Source organism: Bacillota bacterium (genome assembly GCA_012727955.1).
In the GTDB taxonomy this organism is placed as follows: Bacteria; Bacillota; Limnochordia; order DTU087; family JAAYGB01; genus JAAYGB01.
In genome coordinates, this window is the sequence record JAAYGB010000031.1 from 1 (window position 1) to 19612 (window position 19612).

Annotated in this window: 18 protein-coding genes and 3 tRNA genes; 20 read left to right on the top strand and 1 reads right to left on the bottom strand. The window is 52.6% G+C overall.

Translation table 11 applies throughout. From position 1 onward, the window contains the following. Nucleotides 1–19: 19 nt before the first annotated feature. The 12 genes from GX030_05885 (at nucleotide 20) to GX030_05940 (ending at nucleotide 7098) form a co-directional block, all read left to right on the top strand. A tRNA-Ile gene (locus GX030_05885) sits at nucleotides 20–96 on the top strand. A gap of 74 nt (nucleotides 97–170) precedes the next feature. After that, on the top strand, nucleotides 171–686 hold the full coding sequence (locus GX030_05890; protein NLV91908.1) for a CDP-diacylglycerol--glycerol-3-phosphate 3-phosphatidyltransferase: 516 nt from the start codon (nucleotides 171–173) through the stop codon (nucleotides 684–686). Nucleotides 687–784: 98 nt separating this feature from the next. After that, nucleotides 785–1441 carry a PrsW family intramembrane metalloprotease gene (locus tag GX030_05895; GenBank protein ID NLV91909.1) on the top strand — a complete coding sequence of 219 codons (657 nt, stop codon included), beginning with the start codon at nucleotides 785–787 and terminating at the stop codon, nucleotides 1439–1441. Nucleotides 1442–1489: 48 nt separating this feature from the next. After that, entirely contained in the window at nucleotides 1490–2239 is a 750-nt protein-coding gene (locus GX030_05900; GenBank protein NLV91910.1) for a YebC/PmpR family DNA-binding transcriptional regulator, read from the top strand. A gap of 140 nt (nucleotides 2240–2379) precedes the next feature. Continuing rightward, entirely contained in the window at nucleotides 2380–2946 is a 567-nt protein-coding gene (locus tag GX030_05905) for a hypothetical protein (GenBank protein ID NLV91911.1), read from the top strand. A gap of 183 nt (nucleotides 2947–3129) precedes the next feature. Beyond that, nucleotides 3130–3633, top strand: a complete 504-nt coding sequence (gene ruvC / locus GX030_05910) for a crossover junction endodeoxyribonuclease RuvC (protein NLV91912.1) — start codon at nucleotides 3130–3132, stop codon at nucleotides 3631–3633. 22 nt (nucleotides 3634–3655) lie between these two features. Then, nucleotides 3656–4270 carry a Holliday junction branch migration protein RuvA gene (gene ruvA / locus GX030_05915; GenBank protein ID NLV91913.1) on the top strand — a complete coding sequence of 205 codons (615 nt, stop codon included), beginning with the start codon at nucleotides 3656–3658 and terminating at the stop codon, nucleotides 4268–4270. Between the two features lie 16 nt (nucleotides 4271–4286). Then, complete coding sequence (gene ruvB, locus GX030_05920; protein NLV91914.1) at nucleotides 4287–5333, top strand: Holliday junction branch migration DNA helicase RuvB; 1047 nt, start codon at nucleotides 4287–4289, stop codon at nucleotides 5331–5333. Nucleotides 5334–5372: 39 nt separating this feature from the next. Continuing rightward, complete coding sequence (locus GX030_05925; protein ID NLV91915.1) at nucleotides 5373–5585, top strand: DUF2905 domain-containing protein; 213 nt, start codon at nucleotides 5373–5375, stop codon at nucleotides 5583–5585. Nucleotides 5586–5668: 83 nt separating this feature from the next. Next, entirely contained in the window at nucleotides 5669–5860 is a 192-nt protein-coding gene (locus GX030_05930) for a hypothetical protein (GenBank protein ID NLV91916.1), read from the top strand. Between the two features lie 16 nt (nucleotides 5861–5876). Further along, on the top strand, nucleotides 5877–6623 hold the full coding sequence (gene recO / locus GX030_05935) for a DNA repair protein RecO (protein NLV91917.1): 747 nt from the start codon (nucleotides 5877–5879) through the stop codon (nucleotides 6621–6623). A gap of 37 nt (nucleotides 6624–6660) precedes the next feature. Then, nucleotides 6661–7098: a DUF4342 domain-containing protein gene (locus tag GX030_05940; GenBank protein ID NLV91918.1), complete on the top strand. Its 438-nt coding sequence runs from the start codon at nucleotides 6661–6663 to the stop codon at nucleotides 7096–7098. Nucleotides 7099–7166: 68 nt separating this feature from the next. On the opposite strand, the gene GX030_05945 is transcribed toward GX030_05940, so the two are convergent. Continuing rightward, nucleotides 7167–8117: a Gfo/Idh/MocA family oxidoreductase gene (locus GX030_05945; protein NLV91919.1), complete on the bottom strand. Its 951-nt coding sequence runs from the start codon at nucleotides 8115–8117 to the stop codon at nucleotides 7167–7169. 417 nt (nucleotides 8118–8534) lie between these two features. Between GX030_05945 and glyQ the strand changes: the two genes are divergently transcribed. The 8 genes from glyQ to GX030_05985 all read left to right on the top strand — a co-directional run bounded on the left by glyQ (nucleotide 8535) and on the right by GX030_05985 (nucleotide 19006). Beyond that, a complete protein-coding gene (glyQ, locus tag GX030_05950; GenBank protein ID NLV91920.1) occupies nucleotides 8535–9425 on the top strand; it encodes a glycine--tRNA ligase subunit alpha in 891 nt (296 codons plus the stop codon). Beyond that, entirely contained in the window at nucleotides 9418–11490 is a 2073-nt protein-coding gene (locus GX030_05955) for a glycine--tRNA ligase subunit beta (protein ID NLV91921.1), read from the top strand. The genes glyQ and GX030_05955 overlap by 8 nt, the downstream gene beginning before the upstream one ends. 390 nt (nucleotides 11491–11880) lie before the next feature. Continuing rightward, nucleotides 11881–14517 (top strand): pyruvate, phosphate dikinase, encoded by a 2637-nt coding sequence (locus GX030_05960; GenBank protein NLV91922.1) that lies wholly within the window; start codon nucleotides 11881–11883, stop codon nucleotides 14515–14517. Between the two features lie 175 nt (nucleotides 14518–14692). Next, the gene (locus GX030_05965) at nucleotides 14693–15706 is read left to right on the top strand and encodes a deoxyguanosinetriphosphate triphosphohydrolase (GenBank protein NLV91923.1); all 1014 of its coding nucleotides are present in this window, start codon (nucleotides 14693–14695) and stop codon (nucleotides 15704–15706) included. Nucleotides 15707–15735: 29 nt separating this feature from the next. Continuing rightward, nucleotides 15736–17589: a DNA primase gene (locus GX030_05970; GenBank protein NLV91924.1), complete on the top strand. Its 1854-nt coding sequence runs from the start codon at nucleotides 15736–15738 to the stop codon at nucleotides 17587–17589. A 26-nt stretch (nucleotides 17590–17615) separates the two neighbouring features. Next, on the top strand, nucleotides 17616–18719 hold the full coding sequence (gene rpoD / locus GX030_05975; GenBank protein ID NLV91925.1) for an RNA polymerase sigma factor RpoD: 1104 nt from the start codon (nucleotides 17616–17618) through the stop codon (nucleotides 18717–18719). Between the two features lie 128 nt (nucleotides 18720–18847). After that, a tRNA-Asn gene (locus GX030_05980) sits at nucleotides 18848–18922 on the top strand. Between the two features lie 9 nt (nucleotides 18923–18931). After that, nucleotides 18932–19006 (top strand) — tRNA-Ile (locus GX030_05985). The last annotated feature ends 606 nt before the right edge of the window (nucleotides 19007–19612 follow it).

Genomic DNA, 19612 nt, shown 5'->3' on the forward strand with positions numbered 1-19612 from the left:
AGTGTAACCTCAGCAGCAAGGGCTTATAGCTCAGTTGGTCAGAGCGCACGCCTGATAAGCGTGAGGTCGGTGGTTCAAATCCACCTAAGCCCACCAAGGTGGCCTCTTTCCCAGTGAAAGCGGCCACAAGTCTAGTTCGCTTGCTGTCTGGGCTTTGGGAGGATAACTGGATGACTCTCGCTAACATAATTTCTCTAGTCCGCATCGGGCTGATTCCCGTGTTCCTATACTTCTTCTTTTCCGACGTGTCCTATAGCCGTCTCTGGGTCGCTTTAGTGTTTGTAGCGACGGGGATGACCGATGCCCTTGACGGATACCTGGCACGCTCGAGGAACGAAGTGTCTCGACTGGGAACTTTGCTCGATCCCTTGGCGGACAAGCTAATGATGGCGGCGGCCTTTATTGCTTTGACCATAGCTGGAAAGGTTCCCCTGTGGCTGCCAATAGTGTTGATCGGTAAAGAGGTGGCCCTGATTATCGGAGCTGCGTTTTTTTATGTATCGAGGGCAGAGGTGGTCAGTGCCAGTGTTTTTGGTAAGTCGGCAACGGTGATCCTCTATATTGGGGTGACCATGGCCCTTCTAGATCTGCCTGGCTCCGATTGGCTAATTAACCTGGGGGTTGCGGTATCTTTGGTGGCTGGTCTCGATTATGCCAGAAGAGCACTTTTGCGCCGAAACCCGTAACCAGTTCCATACGAATCATTACCAAACTAGAATCGTGAAGACATGGGTACGTTAACTCACGCATGTGTGGCTAGTTATCGGCAAGGAGATGACTAACAGTGGAGTTAATTGTACTCATTTTTCTTTCTATCGGTCCTGCAGTGGTCTGGGTATGGTACTTCAAACGCTACGATCGTAAGGAACCTGAGCCTACCGGGATGTTAGCTCGGGCCTTTGTCGCCGGCCTTTTGGCTGTAATTCCCGCGGGCATAATCGAAGTACCCCTGGCGCAGTATTGGGGGCAAGTGCTTAGTCCCGGTGTTCGCCTGTGGCTTATGGTCCTGGGTGTAGGGCTAATTGAAGAGTTGGCTAAGTTTCTTGCCGTGTATTTCACCGTTTACAAATCCTCTCATTTTGATGGCCCCCTAGACGGAATTATCTATACCACCACCGCCGCCTTTGGATTTGCCGGCGCGGAAAACTTCCTTTACACCTATTCCTTTGGCTGGGAAATCGGCCCCTTGCGAGCGATAATTACTAGTTTGGCCCACGCATCCTTTTCTGGAGTTGTCGGCTTTAGCCTTGGTATGCTCCGAATCGGTGCCGGTTCCCCCTGGGCTGTGATCGGGGGGCTATTGGCTGCCAGTTTGCTACATGGAGTGTATAATTTCATTCTCTTTGACCGCGGCTTATCTCCCCTATTGGCCTTGGTTTTGGTGCTGGCTGTCTATCGGTATCTGGTGGTGCGAATCCGACAAGCTCAGACTCGCAGCTAGGGAGCGGATATGGTACAATGGGATTGTTAGGGGAAGGAGATGATAATTATGGCGGGACACTCTAAGTGGGCCAATATTAAGCATAAGAAGTCGAAGGAAGACGCCAAGCGAGGGCAGATTTTCACCAAGATCGCCCGTCAAATTACTGTAGCAGTCAAGGAAGGCGGTCCTGATGTAGACTCTAATTTCCGTTTGCGTCTGGCGATAGATAAGGCACGAGAGGCAAATATGCCCAATGACAACATAGAGCGGGCCATTCAACGGGGCGTTGGTGGTGGCGATTCCGAGAACTACGAAGAAGTTGTCTATGAAGGCTACGGGCCCAATGGGGTTGCCGTGATGATTCAAGCGATGACCGACAACAGGAATCGAACGGCTTCAGAGCTGCGACATGCCTTTTCCAAGCATGGTGGAAACCTGGGGGAGTCCGGTTGTGTGGCTTGGATGTTCGACAAGAAGGGCGTTCTGTTGATTGCGGCCGATGATTCCGTAGACGAAGATGAATTGATGATGGTGGCTCTAGAAGCCGGTGCCGAGGACGTCATTGTCGAGGAAGAGGGAATCGAAGTGGTCACCAGTCCCAGCGATTTTCAGGACGTGAAGACTGCCCTGGAGGAAAGCGGCTACTCCTTTAGTTCTGCTGAGGTAACGATGGTACCCCAAAACACTGTAGAGGTAGACGCAGAGCAAGGAAAAAAGGTGATCCGTCTCACCGATGCCCTAGAGGATCTCGATGATGTGCAAGAGGTCTACACCAATGCGGATATCCCGCCGGAGGCCTACGATGAGGTAGTCTAGGAATAGTTAGGGCAGGTTCTCAGCCAGCCGGAGTTGATTTTCCGGGTGGCTTTTTTGTTTCTATACGTGGTAAGTTTTTCATATTTCTTGTCGGACTTGGGCAAAATAGGGCTGACTAGCAGCTAAAGGAGATGAGCTGTATGAAGGTCCCGCCCAAGTGGATATATCTAGCCATCGCATTGGTCTTTTTTGTAGGCAGCGCTGGAGCTACTTTGTGGATGCTCTCCAGAAGTACGCCCTCAGAACCAGAGTTTGTTCCTAGTCCAACGGAGGATATCCGATTGAAAGCCGGCGCATCGCTGGTTAGGCTCTTTGACGGAATTGATGGTGAGGTTCACACCTTGCCGGCGGAGCCCATTCCCGAGGTTCTGGCTGGCAAGGCTTCCGGTGACATTGCCGCGGAGTATCCAGAATGGACCGTTCTCGAGCTTAGTCCCGACCGATTACTGGTGAAGGTTAACTTGAGCGAGGCGGCCTCCGCCGCCGGTACCCGATACCTTGGGATTTATGAGGGCAAAGTGGCCATTTATTCTGGAACCCCAGGTATCTCTGGGCGTCTAGAGCACCTCACGGACATTGAGGTGGAATGGTTGCCGGAGTATGAGCAGGCAAATCTGCGTTTGGGGCAGGAATTTGCCGAGCATGAGATTGACATGATCCTCGAGGGATTGCGGGAAATGGCCGCAAGCCGGAGGCCAGCAAGGTAAGGACTAGATTATAAGCGAAGGGTTCCAAACAGTGGCAGGCGATCCTTGCCACTCTTTGGCGCGCCGAGGTTTCCCCCAGGGCAAGGTCACAAGGAATGCTTCCCCTCGATAGCGAATAGTTGTTCTAGTCCAGGCTAACAGGATCTACCAAGCAAGGATTCCAAGACAGTGAGTTGGTGTTAAATGCGAATCATTGGAATTGACCCTGGAACAGCGCTCATGGGATTTGGTGTGATAGAATGTCACAAGACCACCCTCACAGCAATTTCCTATGGGGTCATTCGTACTTATCCAGAGCAGACGACTGCCCAGCGGCTGTTGGACATTCATCGAGAGCTGGAGGTGTTAATTAAGAAGTACAGTCCCGATACAATGGCAGTGGAACAGCTGTTTTTTAATCGGAACACTACCACCGCAATGACGGTGGGACAGGCTCGGGGCGTGGCTTTGCTGGCGGGGGCCGAGTATGGACTGTCGGTACATGAGTATACCCCCCTGCAGGTGAAGCAAGCGGTGACCGGTGTTGGGCGGGCCGATAAACACCAGGTGGGCTACATGGTTAGATTATTGCTGGGGTTAGATGAGATTCCCCGCCCCGATGATGTCAGTGATGCCTTGGCGGTGGCCATCTGCCATGCTCACATGGGCAATACAGCCCAAGTTTTCAATCAAGGGGCAATGGGTTAAGTCTATCGGGAGGAGAAAGCGGTTGATCGGAAAACTGACGGGAATTGTGGACAGCAGGGAACTGGAACGTATTATTATCGATGTCGGTGGCGTAGGCTACGAACTGGTGGTGCCCCAGTCCACTGAAAGACAGCTCCCTTCCGTTGGCAGGGAGTGCACCCTTCACGTACACACCCATGTACGGGAAGATGCCATTCTCCTCTATGGTTTTTCTACGAAGGAGGAGAAGGAGCTGTTTCAGACTTTGATCGCCGTATCTGGGGTGGGGCCCAAGCTAGCTTTGTCGGTGTTGTCGAGCATGACTCCACCTACCTTTAAATTGGCAGTGGTAAATCAGGATATCAAGCAGTTATCGACAATTCCCGGTATTGGTAAGAGAACGGCGGAACGGCTGAGTCTGGAGTTGAAGGACAAGTTCAAAATCGACCCCGATGTCGTGGATTTGGAACCCGATACCACTCAGTCTGTTCCCGGTGACGTTTATGCCGATGCCCTTGCTGCATTGCAGGCCTTGGGCTATACTTTAGATGAAGCTGAAAGTGCCTTGCAGGCGGCGGGAAGAAAGCTGGCTACAGATGGCCAGAAACCTTTGTCTACCGAAAACCTGATAAGTCAGGCTCTTAAGGCTATGGCGTAGGGAGTGATGAGTTATCATTGAGGAGCGAGTAGTATCGGGAGTCAGGCAAACCGATGATTTTGAGTTTGACACTACCCTGCGTCCCCGTACGTTATCGGAGTATGTAGGTCAGACCCGAGCCAAGGAGACCCTGGAAATCTTCGTGCAAGCCGCTTTGCAGCGGGGTGATGCGCTGGATCACGTTCTTCTCTGTGGTCCACCGGGATTGGGCAAAACTACCTTGGCTAATATTATCGCCAATGAACTGGGCGTGAATATCCGGACTACTTCTGGTCCGGCCATCGAACGCCAGGGCGATCTCGTTGCTCTGTTAACGAACCTGGAGCCACGGGATGTTTTGTTTATTGACGAGATTCATCGGTTGAGAAGAACTATCGAAGAAGTTTTGTATCCGGCCATGGAGGACTTTGCTGTCGATATTGTCATCGGCAAAGGCCCCAGCGCCCGGTCTTTGCGGTTGGAACTGCCGCCCTTTACCTTAGTGGGCGCCACCACTAGAGCCGGGATGTTAACTTCTCCGCTGCGGGATCGGTTTGGAGTTATCAGCCGCTTGGAATTTTACACCGTGGCGGAACTCTCCGATATTGTCACCAGGTCGGCTAGAGTGTTGAACATTCCCTTGGAGCCTGAGGGTGCCAGGGAGATTAGTTTGCGTTCTCGGGGTACTCCCCGGGTGGCCAATCGCCTGTTGAAGCGGGTCAGGGATTATGCGGAGGTTCGGGCTGATGGGGTGATTACCCAAGAGGTGGCTCAAGAAGCCTTGAGCTTGTTTGAAGTTGATGCCTTAGGCCTCGATCGCACAGACCGCGGTGTCCTGCGAACTATCATCGAGAAATTCGGCGGTGGTCCCGTTGGGGTGGATACTTTAGCGGCAGCGGTGAACGAGGAAACGGAAACCCTCGAGGACGTTTATGAACCTTATCTAATGCAGATTGGCTTTTTGCAGCGAACTCCCCGGGGCAGGGTGGTGACCGCTGCAGGTTATCGGCATCTAGGCCTAGAAGAGCCCGAGTCCAATACAGCAAGGTCCGATGAGCAGGCTCAGCTCTTTGGTGATGAGTGAGAAGGCAGCGACGGATTTGGGACGAGGAAGGTGTCGAGGTTGAATGAATTAGGCAAGATGTTGATTGGTCTGGGATTGATCTTAGTGATTTTGGGCGGTGTGGTGCTAGTTATTGGCCGAGTACCGCGACTGGGTGCCTTGCCCGGTGACATTCTGATCCGACGTAAGGGATTCACTCTCTACATTCCCATTACCACAGGACTTCTGCTTAGTTTACTTATTTCATTAATCACCTGGTTTTTCCGCCGTTGACAACCATCCATAATTCAAATCAGAATACCGACATTCACCGGAGGCAACACTAAACACTGTCAGAGCGATAGGGAGGTTGTCCCATGCAAACCAGACAGTTGGAGTCTGAACTTTATGTTGGCTCAGCGGTTGATGTCCTTTGGAATTTGTTCTGCGCCACCGGCGCCATTGGCTATTATATGTTCTATCGGCAGTTGATTACTGAACCTGACGGGACAGAGGATAATCCTGACCGGACCGCAGCGGAGCTGGCGACGCAGGCGGCCGAAGTATGAATGAAAGGTCGATTAAATGGGGCTCTATCGTACTGAGGGCATAGTTCTTAGGACTAAGGACCTGGGAGATGCAGACAAGATTTTGACTATATTCACCGCGGATGCCGGCAAGGTTGCTGTGGTTTCCAAGGGATGTCGACGGGTTCGCAATCGTTTGATTGGCGTCTCTGCACCCTTTGTCCATCTGCGGGCTCTGATCTTCAAAGGCAAGTCCCTTGATACTTTGAGTCAAGGTGAGATCCTGCATTCTTTTATCGATCTCCGGGAAGATCTATTGAAAATGGCCTATGCCAGTTATCTGGCTGAAGTGGTGGACCAATTGACCGCAGAAAGGGATCCGGTGCCCCAGGTCTTTCAGTTGCTGTTGGGATGCTTTCACCTCTTGTCTCGAGGGCATTCGCCCGAGATTGTTGCCCGTTATTTTGACATCAATGTGTTAAGCCTGTTGGGATACCGGCCGCAATTGGATGTGTGCACTCAATGCGGTGCCAATTTAGAGCAACCCCGCTTGAGTCTCACACTGGGGGGCGGGCTGTGTCGACAGTGTCATCCCCAGGATCCGGCGGCGGTGCCCCTGTCCCTGGGAGCGGTACAGATGCTGCGGCGATTTATGGTGACCCCGGTGGAGCGGTTGCCGGTGTTGCAGGTGTCGGAGGAGATGCTGCAGGAGATGGAACGGGGCCTCCGCCTGTTTATGGATTACCGGTTAGCCCGACCTTTGAATTCCTTAAGCTGGCTCAACACCATTCGGACCGTGTCCTAGACCGCCAGCGGGTGGTCCTTAGGTTGGAGGTAATGGTATGTATCAACCCACCGATGAGGAATTGAGGAAAGTCGACTTGGTTCGAGAACGCACCGGACTGTCCTATCGGGAGTGCCGGGAAGTATTGACTAAGTCACAGTGGAATGTCGTTGATGCTCTGGTGTTGGCGGAACAGTACCGAGAGGAATGGGAAAACTCCTGGACCGTTCGGGGCAGGCAGGTGCTGGACAAAGTCCGAGAGTTGGTGCGTCAAGGTAACGTTACCAGGATCCGCATCAAACACAAGGACGAAATTCTGGTTGAATTTCCTGTGACGGCAGCCGTTGCCGGTGCCCTGGTCCTTCCCAAGGCAGCGATTATTGCTGCGGGGGTGTGTTTGTTCACCCAGTGTACCATCGAGGTCGACAGAGAGGATGACCGGCCAGTAACCGATGGGCTCAATTCTACATTGTATCCGCAAGGGGATGAAATATAGGAAATAAGGCAGTCAGGGAAACCCGCCAGGAATCCCCATGACTGCCTTGTTAGCTCTTAGAGCTTTGACTACAGGGTAACGGGTTGTCCAGTCTTGGCTGCCTCCAGCACTCCTAGGCTGACGGCAAGGCTCTTCTTAGCCTCTTCGGGGTCCATAGGCCAGGTTCCACCATTGCTGATGGCATCGATAAAGGCTTGGTCTTGGACCAGATACATGTCTAGGGACTCCGGTTCATACACTTGGGTTTCTTCCCCGAACCTGTCAACGGTGATCTTGCCACCCTGTCCCGTTCGCAGCACGCCCTTGGTCCCCACAATCCCTGAATCGATCCAGTTGGCGGCGCAGGACCAAGAGGCCATTAGCTGACCGATGGCTCCGTTGGCAAACTCCAGCAGGCCAACGACGTTGTCGGCGATGGTGACATTGGGAAGCACCGTTTTGGCCATTCCATGAACCTTAGTGACATCCCCTAGGACATAGCGAAGCCAATCGATATTATGGGTGGTTTGTTCCGTCAACATCCCGCCACTGCGCTCCTGGATTCCCAGCCAATCCGTTCCCGGCATATCGCTCATTCTTGCAATCCATGCCATCGAAATCTCACCGAGTTCTCCGTCAGCCACCAGCTGGCGGCATTTGTCAGCCCAGGGTAGGAATCGCAGGCAGTAGCCGATACCCAATAGCTTGCCAGAGGATTTGGCGGCTGCGATCATGTCGTCGGCCTCGGCGAGGGATAGCGCCATGGGTTTTTCGCAGAAGACATGAAGGTCCGCCGAGAGGCAGGTCACGGTAATATCACGATGGGTGTCGGGAGGGGTACAGACCCACACCACATCCACTAGGTCTAGGATGTCTGTATAGTCGGTAAAGGCTCGAGCTCCATGTTCCTGTGCGATCTTTTCTGCCCTTTCCGGAATAATGTCAACGGCGGCCACGAAATCCACGTTTTCGATTTGTGCTAAGCGAGCAGCATGGACAGTACCGATAATACCACAGCCGATTAGCCCAACTCTTACCACGCAAATCCCTCCACGTTAATAAGGATATGTTCCCGATGGTTTTGGTTATAGATTCTGGCCTTTCCGAAACTTCCCTGCAAAACATCGGATTGTATTGACAGGATTTGGTCCCTTTGCTAGGATGGGCGTAGGGCAAAATAAGCTACGAACAAAACTATAAGTGACGGCGATGAGAGAGACAAGTAGCCGTTGTCACAGGCTATAGCGACTCTGGGATGGTGGAAGCCAGAGGTACTGGGCAGCGAAGCGAAGGCACTTTTGAGCCGATGGCAATTAAGGTGGGCGTCTGGATTTCAGATGCCAACCAGGGTGGAACCGCGGAAGCACAGCCTTTCGTCCCTGGCCGGGACGAAGGGCTTTTCCTGTTTGTGACCGCTTTTCACTGGGAAAAAGTTTGATTTGTGGGAGGGATCGATAGTGAATTTGCAGGAGATGATTTTGGCGCTGCAAACCTTCTGGGCTAAGCAGGGATGTATCATTGAACAACCCTACGACGTTGAGGTTGGCGCCGGGACAATGCATCCCAGCACCTTTCTGCGTTCCTTGGGACCTGAGCCTTGGAACGTAGCCTATGTACAGCCGTCTCGGCGACCCACTGATGGGCGCTATGGCGAAAACCCCAACCGGGTGCAGCGCTATTTCCAGTTCCAAGTGATCATGAAGCCTTCTCCCGACAACATTCAGGAGTTGTATTTGGAAAGCCTCAATGCCCTAGGCATTGACCCCAAGGCCCATGACATTCGCTTCGTCGAAGATGACTGGGAATCACCTACTTTGGGAGCCTGGGGTTTGGGCTGGGAAGTTTGGCTTGATGGGATGGAGATCACCCAGTTCACTTACTTTCAACAGGTAGGGGGACAAGATGTTCGTCCCGTTGCTGTAGAAATCACCTACGGTGTAGAGCGACTGGCGATGTATCTGCAGAACGTCGACAACATGTTTCAATTGGAGTGGGTACAGGGCATTACCTATGGTGATGTATTCCACCAGAATGAAGTAGAACAATCCAAGTACAACTTTGAACACTCCAATACTGCCCTGCTCTTCGACTTGTTTGACAAGTTTGAGTCAGAGGCTAGAGCTGTTCTGGATAAAAACCTACCGCTACCGGCCTTTGATTATGTCTTGAAATGTTCCCATGTGTTCAATCTCCTAGATGCCCGTGGGGCGATTAGTGTCACGGAACGCACCGGATATATTGCTAGGGTGCGTGCGCTTGCCCGGCTCTGTGCCATCGCCTACCTCAAGACCCGGGAAGAATTAGGATATCCATTGCTGAAGTCTGAAAGAGGTGAGAACTATGGCTAAGTCATTGCTCTTGGAACTGGGCTGTGAGGAACTGCCAGCGAGGTTTATTGCTCCAGCATTGGCTCAATTAGTGGAAGCGGTGACCAAGGGATTGGAGCAGGAAAGAATCGAGTTTGGCACCCTACGGGAGTTCGCAACTCCCCGGCGATTAGCTGTTCTGATTGATGATGTGAGTGTGAATCAAAGGGACTTGATCCAGGAACGTCGGGGGCCCTCGAAGGAGATCGCCTTTGATGCAGAGGGTAATCCCACCAAGGCCGCAATGGGTTTTGCTCGGGGAGCGGGAGTTTCGCCCCAGGATCTGATTGTTAAGCAGACGGAGCAGGGGGAATACGTCTATGCCGTAATTCAAGAACCCGGGGGTTCCAGTTTAGATGTCTTGCCCCAGGTGCTAGCGGAGGCGCTTTCTCAGCTGTCCTTTCCCAAGAGTATGCGTTGGGGTAGCGGTGACACCCGCTTTGCTCGTCCTGTGCGGTGGATAGCAGCCCTCTTTGGTGAGACAGTAGTGGACTTCACCTTCGCCGGTGTCAAGAGCGGGCGGACAACTCGGGGCCATCGAGTGCTCTCGGAAGGGGAGCTCACCATTGCCACTGCCCAGGAGTATCCAGCGGTGATGGAACGGGGCTTTGTGGTGGCCGACTTGGCAACCCGCAAGGAAATGATTCGCAGCCAAGTGGAGGAAGTGGCGGCCAAGGCCGGCGGAGTTGCGGTGATTGATCCCGACTTGCTCCATGAGGTGACCTGTTTGGTGGAATATCCCACGGCCCTCGTCGGCCAGTTCGATCCCAGCTTTCTGGAGATTCCACCGGAGGTACTGATTACTTCCATGCAAGCCCACCAGAGATACTTTCCGGTAATCGATGGAGATCATCAGCTGTTACCCTTGTTTATAGCGATACGCAACGGCGGCTCGGAGTATTTGGAGACGGTCAAGCAGGGGAATGAGAAGGTGTTGTCAGCCCGGTTATCGGATGCCAGATTCTTCTATCATGAGGACCAAGCTCAGGCTTTGGCCGACAAGATAGAGGCTCTGAAGGCTGTGGTATTTCAGGAGCGATTGGGCACAATTTACGATAAGACCCAGAGAATTAGGCAGTTATCCCAAAGGCTGGCTTCTCACTTAGGATGGGACCAAGACCAAAGCACTATTGACCGGACGGCCCTCCTGTGCAAAGCGGACTTGGTCACCAACATGGTCAATGAATTCCCCGAACTCCAGGGGGTAATGGGTCGGGAGTATGCCAAGCTTAGCGGCGAAGGGGAGGACGTTGCTACCGGGATCTTCGAGCACTATCTACCCCGTTTTGCCGGTGATGATTTGCCCGGCTCTAAAACGGGAACAGTAGTGGGGCTGGCGGATCGAATGGATACCATCGTAGGAAGTTTTGCTGTGGGAATGATCCCTACCGGTTCCCAGGATCCCTATGGGTTGCGGCGACGAACCTTGGCGGTGCTGCAGATCGTTCTAGATCAGAAGCTGGAGATCTCGATTAATCAGTTGATTGACTGGAGCATGGCTGCCTATGGTGAGCTGGTTACCAATCCTGAGGAAGTCAGGCAGGAGGTGCATGACTTCTTCGATCAGAGATTTCGTGGTGTTCTCCTAGAGATGGGCTTTCGCTATGACCTCGTCGATGCGGTAATGGCGGTAGCCAGTGACGACCCCTGCGATTGTCTGCAGCGGCTGGAGGTTCTTCAGTCTACCGCAGACTCCGAGAGCTTTACCCGGCTGTTAACGGGCTTTCATCGGGCGGCTAATTTGGTAGACAAGCAGGGAGTTCCCTCGATATCTTTGACTGATTCTGTCTTGACGGAGGCTGCGGAAAAGCAGTTGTTTGCCGCGCTGGAAGCCAGGGAAGAGCCTCTGCAAAATCTCTTGCAGGCAAGGGATTACCGTGGGGTGGAGGAGATGTTGGCGGAACTGCAGGAGCCCATTGACCGGTTCTTTGACGAAGTGATGGTGATGGTCGAAGACGAAACTCAACGTAATATTCGCTTGGCCCTTCTGGGGAAGGTTGTGGCGATGATGACTCAGATGGCAGATCTACGCAAAGTAGTCCAATAGGCATAATATAACTCCAAGAGCGAAACTTTAAGCATTGGTAAGGATTAATTGAAAATTGCCAAGCAAACAGAATAGCCAATATGGTAAGGGTCCATTCTGGGAAGTGTTGCAAAATTGTTACTTTAAGACTTTTTGCCCGAAGCCAGAAGGAGACAGGCTAATGGTAGCGAATAACTATTACGGTAACAAATGGTCAAGCTTCCTTTCCCGTGGACAGAAGGCATAACTCTAATGCACGGGTTATTCCGATGTCTATGGGATTTTAGAGGTGCCCTGTTTTCTCGGGTTTCCTGAGAATAGGGCAAGCTTCGACCGTGTGTAACTTGGAAAACTATCCTTGGTCCCCGTTTTCACTAGGGGTTCCTGGGTGATATCAAAGGAGGATCAGTAATGGCGAAGTACGTGTATTTCTTCGGCGGCGAACAGGCCGAGGGAAGAGCGGACATGAGGAACCTGCTTGGTGGTAAGGGTGCCAACCTCGCTGAGATGGTTAACCTGGGTATTCCAGTGCCCGCTGGTTTCACCATCACCACTGAGGTTTGTACTCTGTTCTATCAGAACGACCGGCAGTGGCCTGAAGGTCTAGAAGAGCAGATTAAGGAGAATATCAAGAAGGTTGAGGAAGCTATGGGCTCCAAGTTTGGCGATCCCGACAATCCTCTTCTCTTCGGTGTTCGTTCCGGTGCTCGTGTTTCCATGCCAGGTATGATGGACACCGTCCTGAACCTCGGTCTGAACGATGACACCGTCCAGGGTATCATTAAGATGTCCGGTGATGAGCGCTTTGCCTATGACTGCTATCGCCGTTTCGTGCAGATGTACGGTGACGTGGTCAAGGGAGTTGACCATGATGAGTTCGAGGCCCTAATCCAGGCTAAGAAGGATGCTCGAGGAGTTACCCTCGATACCGAGCTAACCGCGGAAGACCTCAAGGAACTCGTTGCCGAGTTTAAGGCCAAGTACAAAGAGGTCGTCGGTGAAGACTTCCCCACCGATCCCTGGGAGCAGCTCAAGGGCTCCGTTAACGCCGTATTCCTTTCCTGGATGAATCCTCGCGCTATCCGTTACCGTCGGATCAACCATATCCCCGGCGACTGGGGTACTGCAGTAAACGTTCAGGCTATGGTTTACGGTAACATGGGCGGCGAAGGCCAGGAAGCCTCCGGTACCGGTGTTGCCTTTACTCGTAACCCTGCCACCGGTGAGCGCCATTACTACGGCGAGTACCTATGGAACGCTCAGGGTGAGGACGTTGTAGCCGGTATTCGTACCCCTCAACCCCTAGAGAAACTGGAAGAGGAGATGCCTGAAGTCTACAAGCAGTTGACTGACATCTTCGAGAAGCTAGAGCAGCACTATACCGACATGCAGGACGTTGAGTTCACCATTCAGCGTGGTAAGCTCTATATGCTGCAAACCCGTGCCGGAAAGCGGACCGGTACTGCAGCCGTTCGCATTGCTGTAGAGATGGAGCGAGAGGGTCTCATCGACCGGGATACCGCTGTCTTGCGGGTACCTCCTGGTGACCTTGATCAGCTCCTGCACCCACAGATTGATCCGAATACTAAGTATGAAGTACTGACCACTGGTCTACCGGCTTCTCCTGGCGCCGCAGTAGGTAGAGTAGTCTTTACCGCTGAGGAGGCAGAGGAGTGGGCAGAGCGGGGTGAGAAGGTCATCCTCGTAAGAAACGAGACTTCTCCCGAGGATATCGGCGGCATGGACGTTGCTGAAGGTATCTTGACCGCTCGGGGCGGCATGACCTCCCACGCAGCCGTTGTTGCTCGTGGTATGGGTAAGTGCTGTGTCGCCGGTGCCGGTGATATCGTAATTGGCGATAAGCAGTTCTCCGTTGGCGACGTCGTTGTCAAGGAAGGCGACTGGATCACCTTGAACGGTACCGATGGCGAAGTTATCGTCGGTAAGATGGAACTGGTTGAGCCTGAAGTGACTTCCGGTGACTTCGGTACCTTGATGCAGTGGGCCGATGAGATTCGGACCATGGAGGTACGGGCCAACGCCGACACTCCCCACGACGCTGAAGTTGCTCGCGGCTTTGGTGCCCAGGGTATCGGTCTTGTTCGTACCGAGCATATGTTCTTCGGAGAGGGCCGGATCACTGCCGTTCGTCAGATGATCTTGGCTGATAACGCTGAGGACCGCAGAAAGGCCTTGGCTAAGCTGTTGCCGATGCAGCAGGCTGACTTTGCCGGTATCTTCCGGGTGATGAAGGGTCTGCCTGTGACCATCCGACTGCTTGACCCGCCGCTGCATGAGTTCGTACCCCATGAGGATAAGCAGATCGCCGAGCTTGCCGAGGAAATGAATGTTCCTGTCGAGAAGCTCGAGGCACGGATCGAGAGCCTCAAGGAGTTCAACCCGATGCTTGGTCACCGCGGTTGCCGCTTGGCCATCACCTATCCTGAAATCGCTGAGATGCAGGTAGAGGCCATCATCGCTGCAGCTTGCGAAGTAGCCAAGGAAGGCATCAATGTTGTTCCGGAGATTATGATCCCCTTGGTAGGTACCACTGGCGAGCTGGAGATCCTGAAGGAGCTCTGCGACCGTGTTGCCAAGGAGACCATGGAGAAGGCTGGAGTAGAGGTAGAGTATCATGTCGGTACAATGATTGAGGTACCTCGTGCCGCTCTCATTGCTGACAAGATCGCCGAAAACGCTGAGTTCTTCTCCTTCGGAACCAACGACTTGACCCAGATGAGCTTTGGATTCAGCCGCGACGACGCTGGCTCCTTTATCAATGAGTACCGTGACAGGGATATCCTCGAGAGAGATCCCTTCCAGAGCCTGGACCAAGAGGGTGTCGGTCAGTTGGTGGAGATCGGTGTCCAAAAGGGCCGCTCTACCCGTCCTGAGATCAAGCTTGGCATCTGTGGTGAGCACGGTGGAGACCCCGACTCTGTTGAGTTCTTCCACAGAGTAGGACTTAACTATGTCAGCTGCTCTCCCTACCGAGTACCGATTGCTCGTCTAGCCGCAGCTCAAGCTCAGATCAAGAACCCTCGATAAGTCAAGAATCTGCCTAAGTATAGATGGTATTGGCAGGGCCCATGCATTGTTTGCGTGGGCCTTGCTATTGTTAACTGAATTACCGGCCCTTCCATTAACCGTGACTGCATTTGACCCACTAGAGGCTGTATCTGTGGCTGGATGTCTCTAACCCTTCGCACAGGAGGCTGAAGCTATGGGTAATTTGCGGGTACAAACGGAAAGAAGAGAAGCACAATGGCTCTCGCCCCTTGCCGCCAAGGCTAGCAGCACCCAGGGGCGAGCTGTCTTTGAGCCCTTGTGCGAAGTGAGAACGGAGTTCCAGCGGGATCGGGACCGGATTTTACACAGTAAGGCCTTTCGTCGGCTCAGGGACAAGACCCAAGTGTTCATTGCTCCCGAGGGTGATCATTATCGGACGCGGTTGACCCATACTCTGGAGGTCGCACAGATTGCCCGCACCGTTGCCCGGGCCCTGAGATTAAATGAAGATTTGACGGAAGCTATCGCCCTTGGCCATGACCTGGGGCATACTCCCTTTGGACATGCCGGAGAGGCGGCACTGAATTGTATCTATCAACCGGGGTTTCGTCATAATACTCATAGTCTGCGGGTGGTAGATGTTCTAGAGCGCCTGAAACCGGGAATGAGGGGACTGAATCTCACTTGGGAGGTGCGCGATGGCATCGCCAACCATTCGGGCCAGGAGCTGCCCTCCACCTTGGAGGGGCAGGTGGTGCGCCTCTGTGATCGGATTGCTTATATCAATCATGACATCGACGATGCTGTACGGGCGGGGATATTGCGGGAAGAAGAGCTGCCTTCTCAGGCCATAGAAGTTTTGGGAAGGGATCGGAGTGAGCGGATTGATCGCATGGTCAAAGATCTCATCTCCTCTAGTTGGGACCAGTCGACGATCGAATTTAGCCCCGAAGTATCCGCAGCCACCAGTGAGCTGCGGGAATTTCTGTTTGCTACGGTATATGTAGGCTCTTCTGAGGCCAAGAGCGAAGAGAAGAAGGTTGAGGCGATGTTGCGTAGTCTCTTCGAGTATTATCTGACCCATCCAGAAGAGATGCCCTCCGACTGGCATCAAGACCCCGGTGGTGACAAGGCTCGGCTAGTAGTGGATTATATCGCTGGAATGACAGATCGGTACGCGGTGAATGACTATACCCGGTTGTTTTTGCCTCAGTTCTGGTCGAGGTAATGGAGAATTAGTGACGGTGGGGTGATGACATGGCTAATCGCATCCCTGACGCGGTGATCGAGGCGGTTAGGGAGAAAATTGATATCGTCGATGTCATCGGTGACTATGTAGAATTAACTCAAGCCGGTAGAAACTATAAAGGTCTGTGTCCCTTTCATACAGAAAACACACCGTCCTTTAACGTTAATCCCGAGGGTCAGTTTTATCATTGTTTCGGATGTCAGGCCGGGGGCGATGTTTTTCAGTTTGTGATGGCGATGGAGGGCCTTGACTTTCCCGAAGCGGTGCGGCGCTTAGGCCAGCGGGTGGGAATCGAGGTAGGTCTGCGTCCCTTGACCCCGGAAGAACGGGAACGGGCCAGACAAAGGCGTCGACTAGGGCAGATTCATGACATTGCCCGAAGGTTTTTTGCCGAGGCACTGTTTATTCCCGAGGCTGCTGTCGCTAGGGCCTACCTGCGGGAGCGGGGAATTAATCGTCCAATGATTGATCTCTTTGGCCTTGGGTATTCGCTCCCGGGCTGGGAAACCCTATATAAGGTGTTGTTGGAGCAGGGCTTTACCCATGAGGAGTGTATTGCCTCTGGTTTGGTGATCAACAGCAGCAAGGGAAGCGGGGCCTACGATCGGTTTCGAGGTCGCCTGATGTTCACCATTTGCGATGAGCAAGGTCGTCCCTTGGGCTTTGGCGGCAGAGTTCTCGATGATTCTCAACCCAAGTACCTCAACTCCCCAGAAACCCCGCTGTTTCAGAAGAGCACCATCCTCTATGGGCTGCATCTGGCCAAGGAGGAAATTCGCCGTACCGGTAAGGTCATAGTCGTTGAGGGGTATACTGATGTGATCGGCCTATACCAGCATGGGATCACCAATGTGGTGGCGTCCTTGGGCACGGCTTTTACCGAAGAACAGGCCAGATTACTGCAAAAACACTGCAGTGAGGTGATTGTTGCCTTTGACGGCGACGCTGCCGGACGGGCTGCCACCTGGCGGGGTATGGACTTGTTAGCTCAAATAGGTCTATCGGTTAGGGTTGTGTCCATTCCTGGCGGCGAGGACCCCGATTCCTTTGTTCGCAGCCGGGGAACAGAGGCTGCCAAGGAGCTCTTTGCCAGGGCCGAGCCTCTCATTGAGTACAAACTAAGATCCACACTTTTGTCGGCAGATCCCCGCACAACCCAAGGTAAGTTAAATATTGTAGAACGAGTGGTACCGATCTTATCGGAAATAGAGGGGATCGTGGCTCGCAGCGAGTATATTCGTCTGGTGGCCACAGAACTGGCGGTGGCACCCCAGGTCTTGGAAGCGGAAGTAAGGCGGTATGAGGAAAAAACAGGGAAAGTAAGCAGGACAAGGAATAATACTACACGGCTAAGGAATGATAGAACAAGGACTGCTTCTGCTGGGGATCCCAGTGATTTTCAGCCCTTGGAGGATTCTCTTCTTTGGTTGGAGAAGGTAGTGCTCCACGGAGTTATCGAGAATCCTAGCTGGTTCCATCAGGTCAAAGCGCAATTGGGAGAGGAAGGTTTTCAGGATCCCTTGCACCGCAGGCTGTGGCGGGAGATATCTCACTTGGCGGAGGCAGGAAAGTTAGGACGGTTCCCGAATACAATAAAGCGGGCACAGTCCGGGGTGTTGGCAGCCCTGGTCGATGAGCTGCGGGAAAGTGCTCCGCGATTGATCCAAGGGCAGAGTTATGATGCCTGTCTGCGGCGCCTCGTAGAGTTTAAGCTGCGACGGGATGTTATAGATCTGGGCGCAAAGGCAAGGGCTCTCGGCAATGAGGGTAATCACCCTTCGGAGGCTATTTCAACATTAAAGGTACTACTGATTCGATTTAAGGAGCTTAAAGAGGAAATTGACAGGGTATGTATATATTAGAAGACAAAGATGTGGAAGGAGGGAAGATGGTGAACAAGAGCAGCGAGGTTCTTGTAAACAATGAAAAAGTTCAAGCATTGATCAGTGTTGGTAAGAAGGAAGGTATGCTTAGCTACAGCCAGATCATGGACGCCCTACAAGAGGAAGAACTTAATACGGATCAGATCGAGGAGATTTACGAGCACTTCTCGGCCCAGGGAATCGACGTAGTCGATGATGAAAGCAGCGACTATGAAGCAGGGGATGAGGACACCATCAACGGCGAAACCGATGACGACCTCCTTACTGTTCCCGAAGGGGTAGGCCTCGACGATCCCGTTAGGATGTACCTGAAGGAAATCGGCCGGGTCGCTTTGCTCAGCGCTGAAGAAGAAGTGGCCTTATCTAAGCGCATTGAAGCCGGTGATGAGGAAGCCAGGCGCCTCTTGGCTGAAGCTAACTTGCGACTAGTCGTCAGCATCGCCAAACGGTACGTCGGTCGAGGAATGCACTTCTTGGATCTAATTCAGGAAGGAAACATGGGACTGATGAGGGCCGTTGAGAAGTTCGACTATCGCAAGGGGTTCAAATTTAGCACCTATGCAACTTGGTGGATTCGCCAAGCCATCACGAGAGCCATCGCCGATCAAGCTCGAACCATCAGGATTCCTGTCCACATGGTGGAGACTATTAACAAGCTGATTCGCGTTTCCCGGCAGTTGTTGCAAGAGCTGGGACGTGAACCCACTCCGGAAGAAATCGCGGAAGAGATGGAGCTACCTGTGGAACGTGTTCGAGAAATCATTAAGATAGCCCAGGAGCCTGTATCCTTGGAGACCCCCATCGGGGAAGAGGAAGACTCCCATTTGGGTGACTTCATTGAAGACCAGGATGCACCGGCTCCAGCGGAGGCAGCGTCCTTTACGATGCTGCGGGAACAGCTGGAGGGTGTTTTAGATACACTGCCTCCCAGGGAAGAACAGGTCTTGCGACTGAGGTTTGGTATCGATGATGGTCGCTCTCGAACACTAGAGGAAGTAGGGAAGCAGTTTGGTGTCACCAGGGAGCGGATCCGGCAGATTGAGGCCAAGGCTCTGCGCAAGCTGCGGCATCCAACTCGCAGTAAGAAGTTGAAGGACTTCTTAGAATAATGATGCCCCTGCAGGTAGCCTACTTTGGAATGAGGAGAAGGATGGCGGGAGAGGAAGCCATTGCACGTGGTTTTACTCTCCCCCACTGTTGACAGCCAGCGTTGATTCAGTTATAATGTCATTGTCGTTCCTCGGTAGCTCAATGGTAGAGCACGCGGCTGTTAACCGTGTGGTTGTAGGTTCGAGTCCTACCCGGGGAGCCACTTTTTTTTGGGCCCTTAGCTCAGCGGTAGAGCAGGGGACTCATAATCCCTTGGCCGCAGGTTCGAATCCTGCAGGGCCCACCACATATGAAGCGCAGCAGAGCAGGTTACAGGAAATGGTAAGGGGGAAAAAGGTGGTAGAAAACCTACCACCAATCACCACCAAATTTGGATCCACCTACCACCAGGTTACTACCAGGGTGGTGAGGACTTGACCTGTTAAATCAAAAGACTATTTGAGAACTTATGTTCTTAGATGGTCTTTTTTATTGTCTTTTTTAGTGTTCCACCTATAGACAGAAGGAGGACACAAGATTATCTAGTTTATCATTCTTAGAGGAGGAGAATGTATAAATGACTATAGATAAAGATAAGATAAAAAGACAGTTAGAACTAGAGGGAGAAAGTGTTCAACTAGGAGTTCAAAGATATAGAGAACAAGTCAAGGATACACCAGTATCTGAAATGCCACCAGGATTAGCATTACTACACCGTACTATGGAACCCTTAGCACAAGCTATAGACTCCTTTACAAACACACCCAGACGTGGAGGAGCCAGAATGCGGTTTGACCCCCCAATTTTGGAGAATATCTGCTTAATGTTTCAACTATCACATGGTTGCCCTTTATTTAGGCCACCATCATTGCTGGTTTGACATCTTGGCCAACATTACTGCGGTAGAACGCCA

Excerpts from the sequence above, each read along its gene's own strand:
- GX030_05890 (NLV91908.1), top strand. The coding sequence starts at position 171 with ATGACTCTCGCTAACATAATTTCTCTAGTCCGCATCGGGCTGATTCCC.
- GX030_05900 (NLV91910.1), top strand. The coding sequence starts at position 1,490 with ATGGCGGGACACTCTAAGTGGGCCAATATTAAGCATAAGAAGTCGAAG.
- GX030_05905 (NLV91911.1), top strand. The coding sequence starts at position 2,380 with ATGAAGGTCCCGCCCAAGTGGATATATCTAGCCATCGCATTGGTCTTT.
- ruvC (NLV91912.1), top strand. The coding sequence starts at position 3,130 with ATGCGAATCATTGGAATTGACCCTGGAACAGCGCTCATGGGATTTGGT.
- GX030_05930 (NLV91916.1), top strand. The coding sequence starts at position 5,669 with ATGCAAACCAGACAGTTGGAGTCTGAACTTTATGTTGGCTCAGCGGTT.
- recO (NLV91917.1), top strand. The coding sequence starts at position 5,877 with ATGGGGCTCTATCGTACTGAGGGCATAGTTCTTAGGACTAAGGACCTG.
- GX030_05940 (NLV91918.1), top strand. The coding sequence starts at position 6,661 with ATGTATCAACCCACCGATGAGGAATTGAGGAAAGTCGACTTGGTTCGA.
- GX030_05955 (NLV91921.1), top strand. The coding sequence starts at position 9,418 with ATGGCTAAGTCATTGCTCTTGGAACTGGGCTGTGAGGAACTGCCAGCG.
- GX030_05960 (NLV91922.1), top strand. The coding sequence starts at position 11,881 with ATGGCGAAGTACGTGTATTTCTTCGGCGGCGAACAGGCCGAGGGAAGA.
- GX030_05965 (NLV91923.1), top strand. The coding sequence starts at position 14,693 with ATGGGTAATTTGCGGGTACAAACGGAAAGAAGAGAAGCACAATGGCTC.
- GX030_05970 (NLV91924.1), top strand. The coding sequence starts at position 15,736 with ATGGCTAATCGCATCCCTGACGCGGTGATCGAGGCGGTTAGGGAGAAA.
- rpoD (NLV91925.1), top strand. The coding sequence starts at position 17,616 with ATGGTGAACAAGAGCAGCGAGGTTCTTGTAAACAATGAAAAAGTTCAA.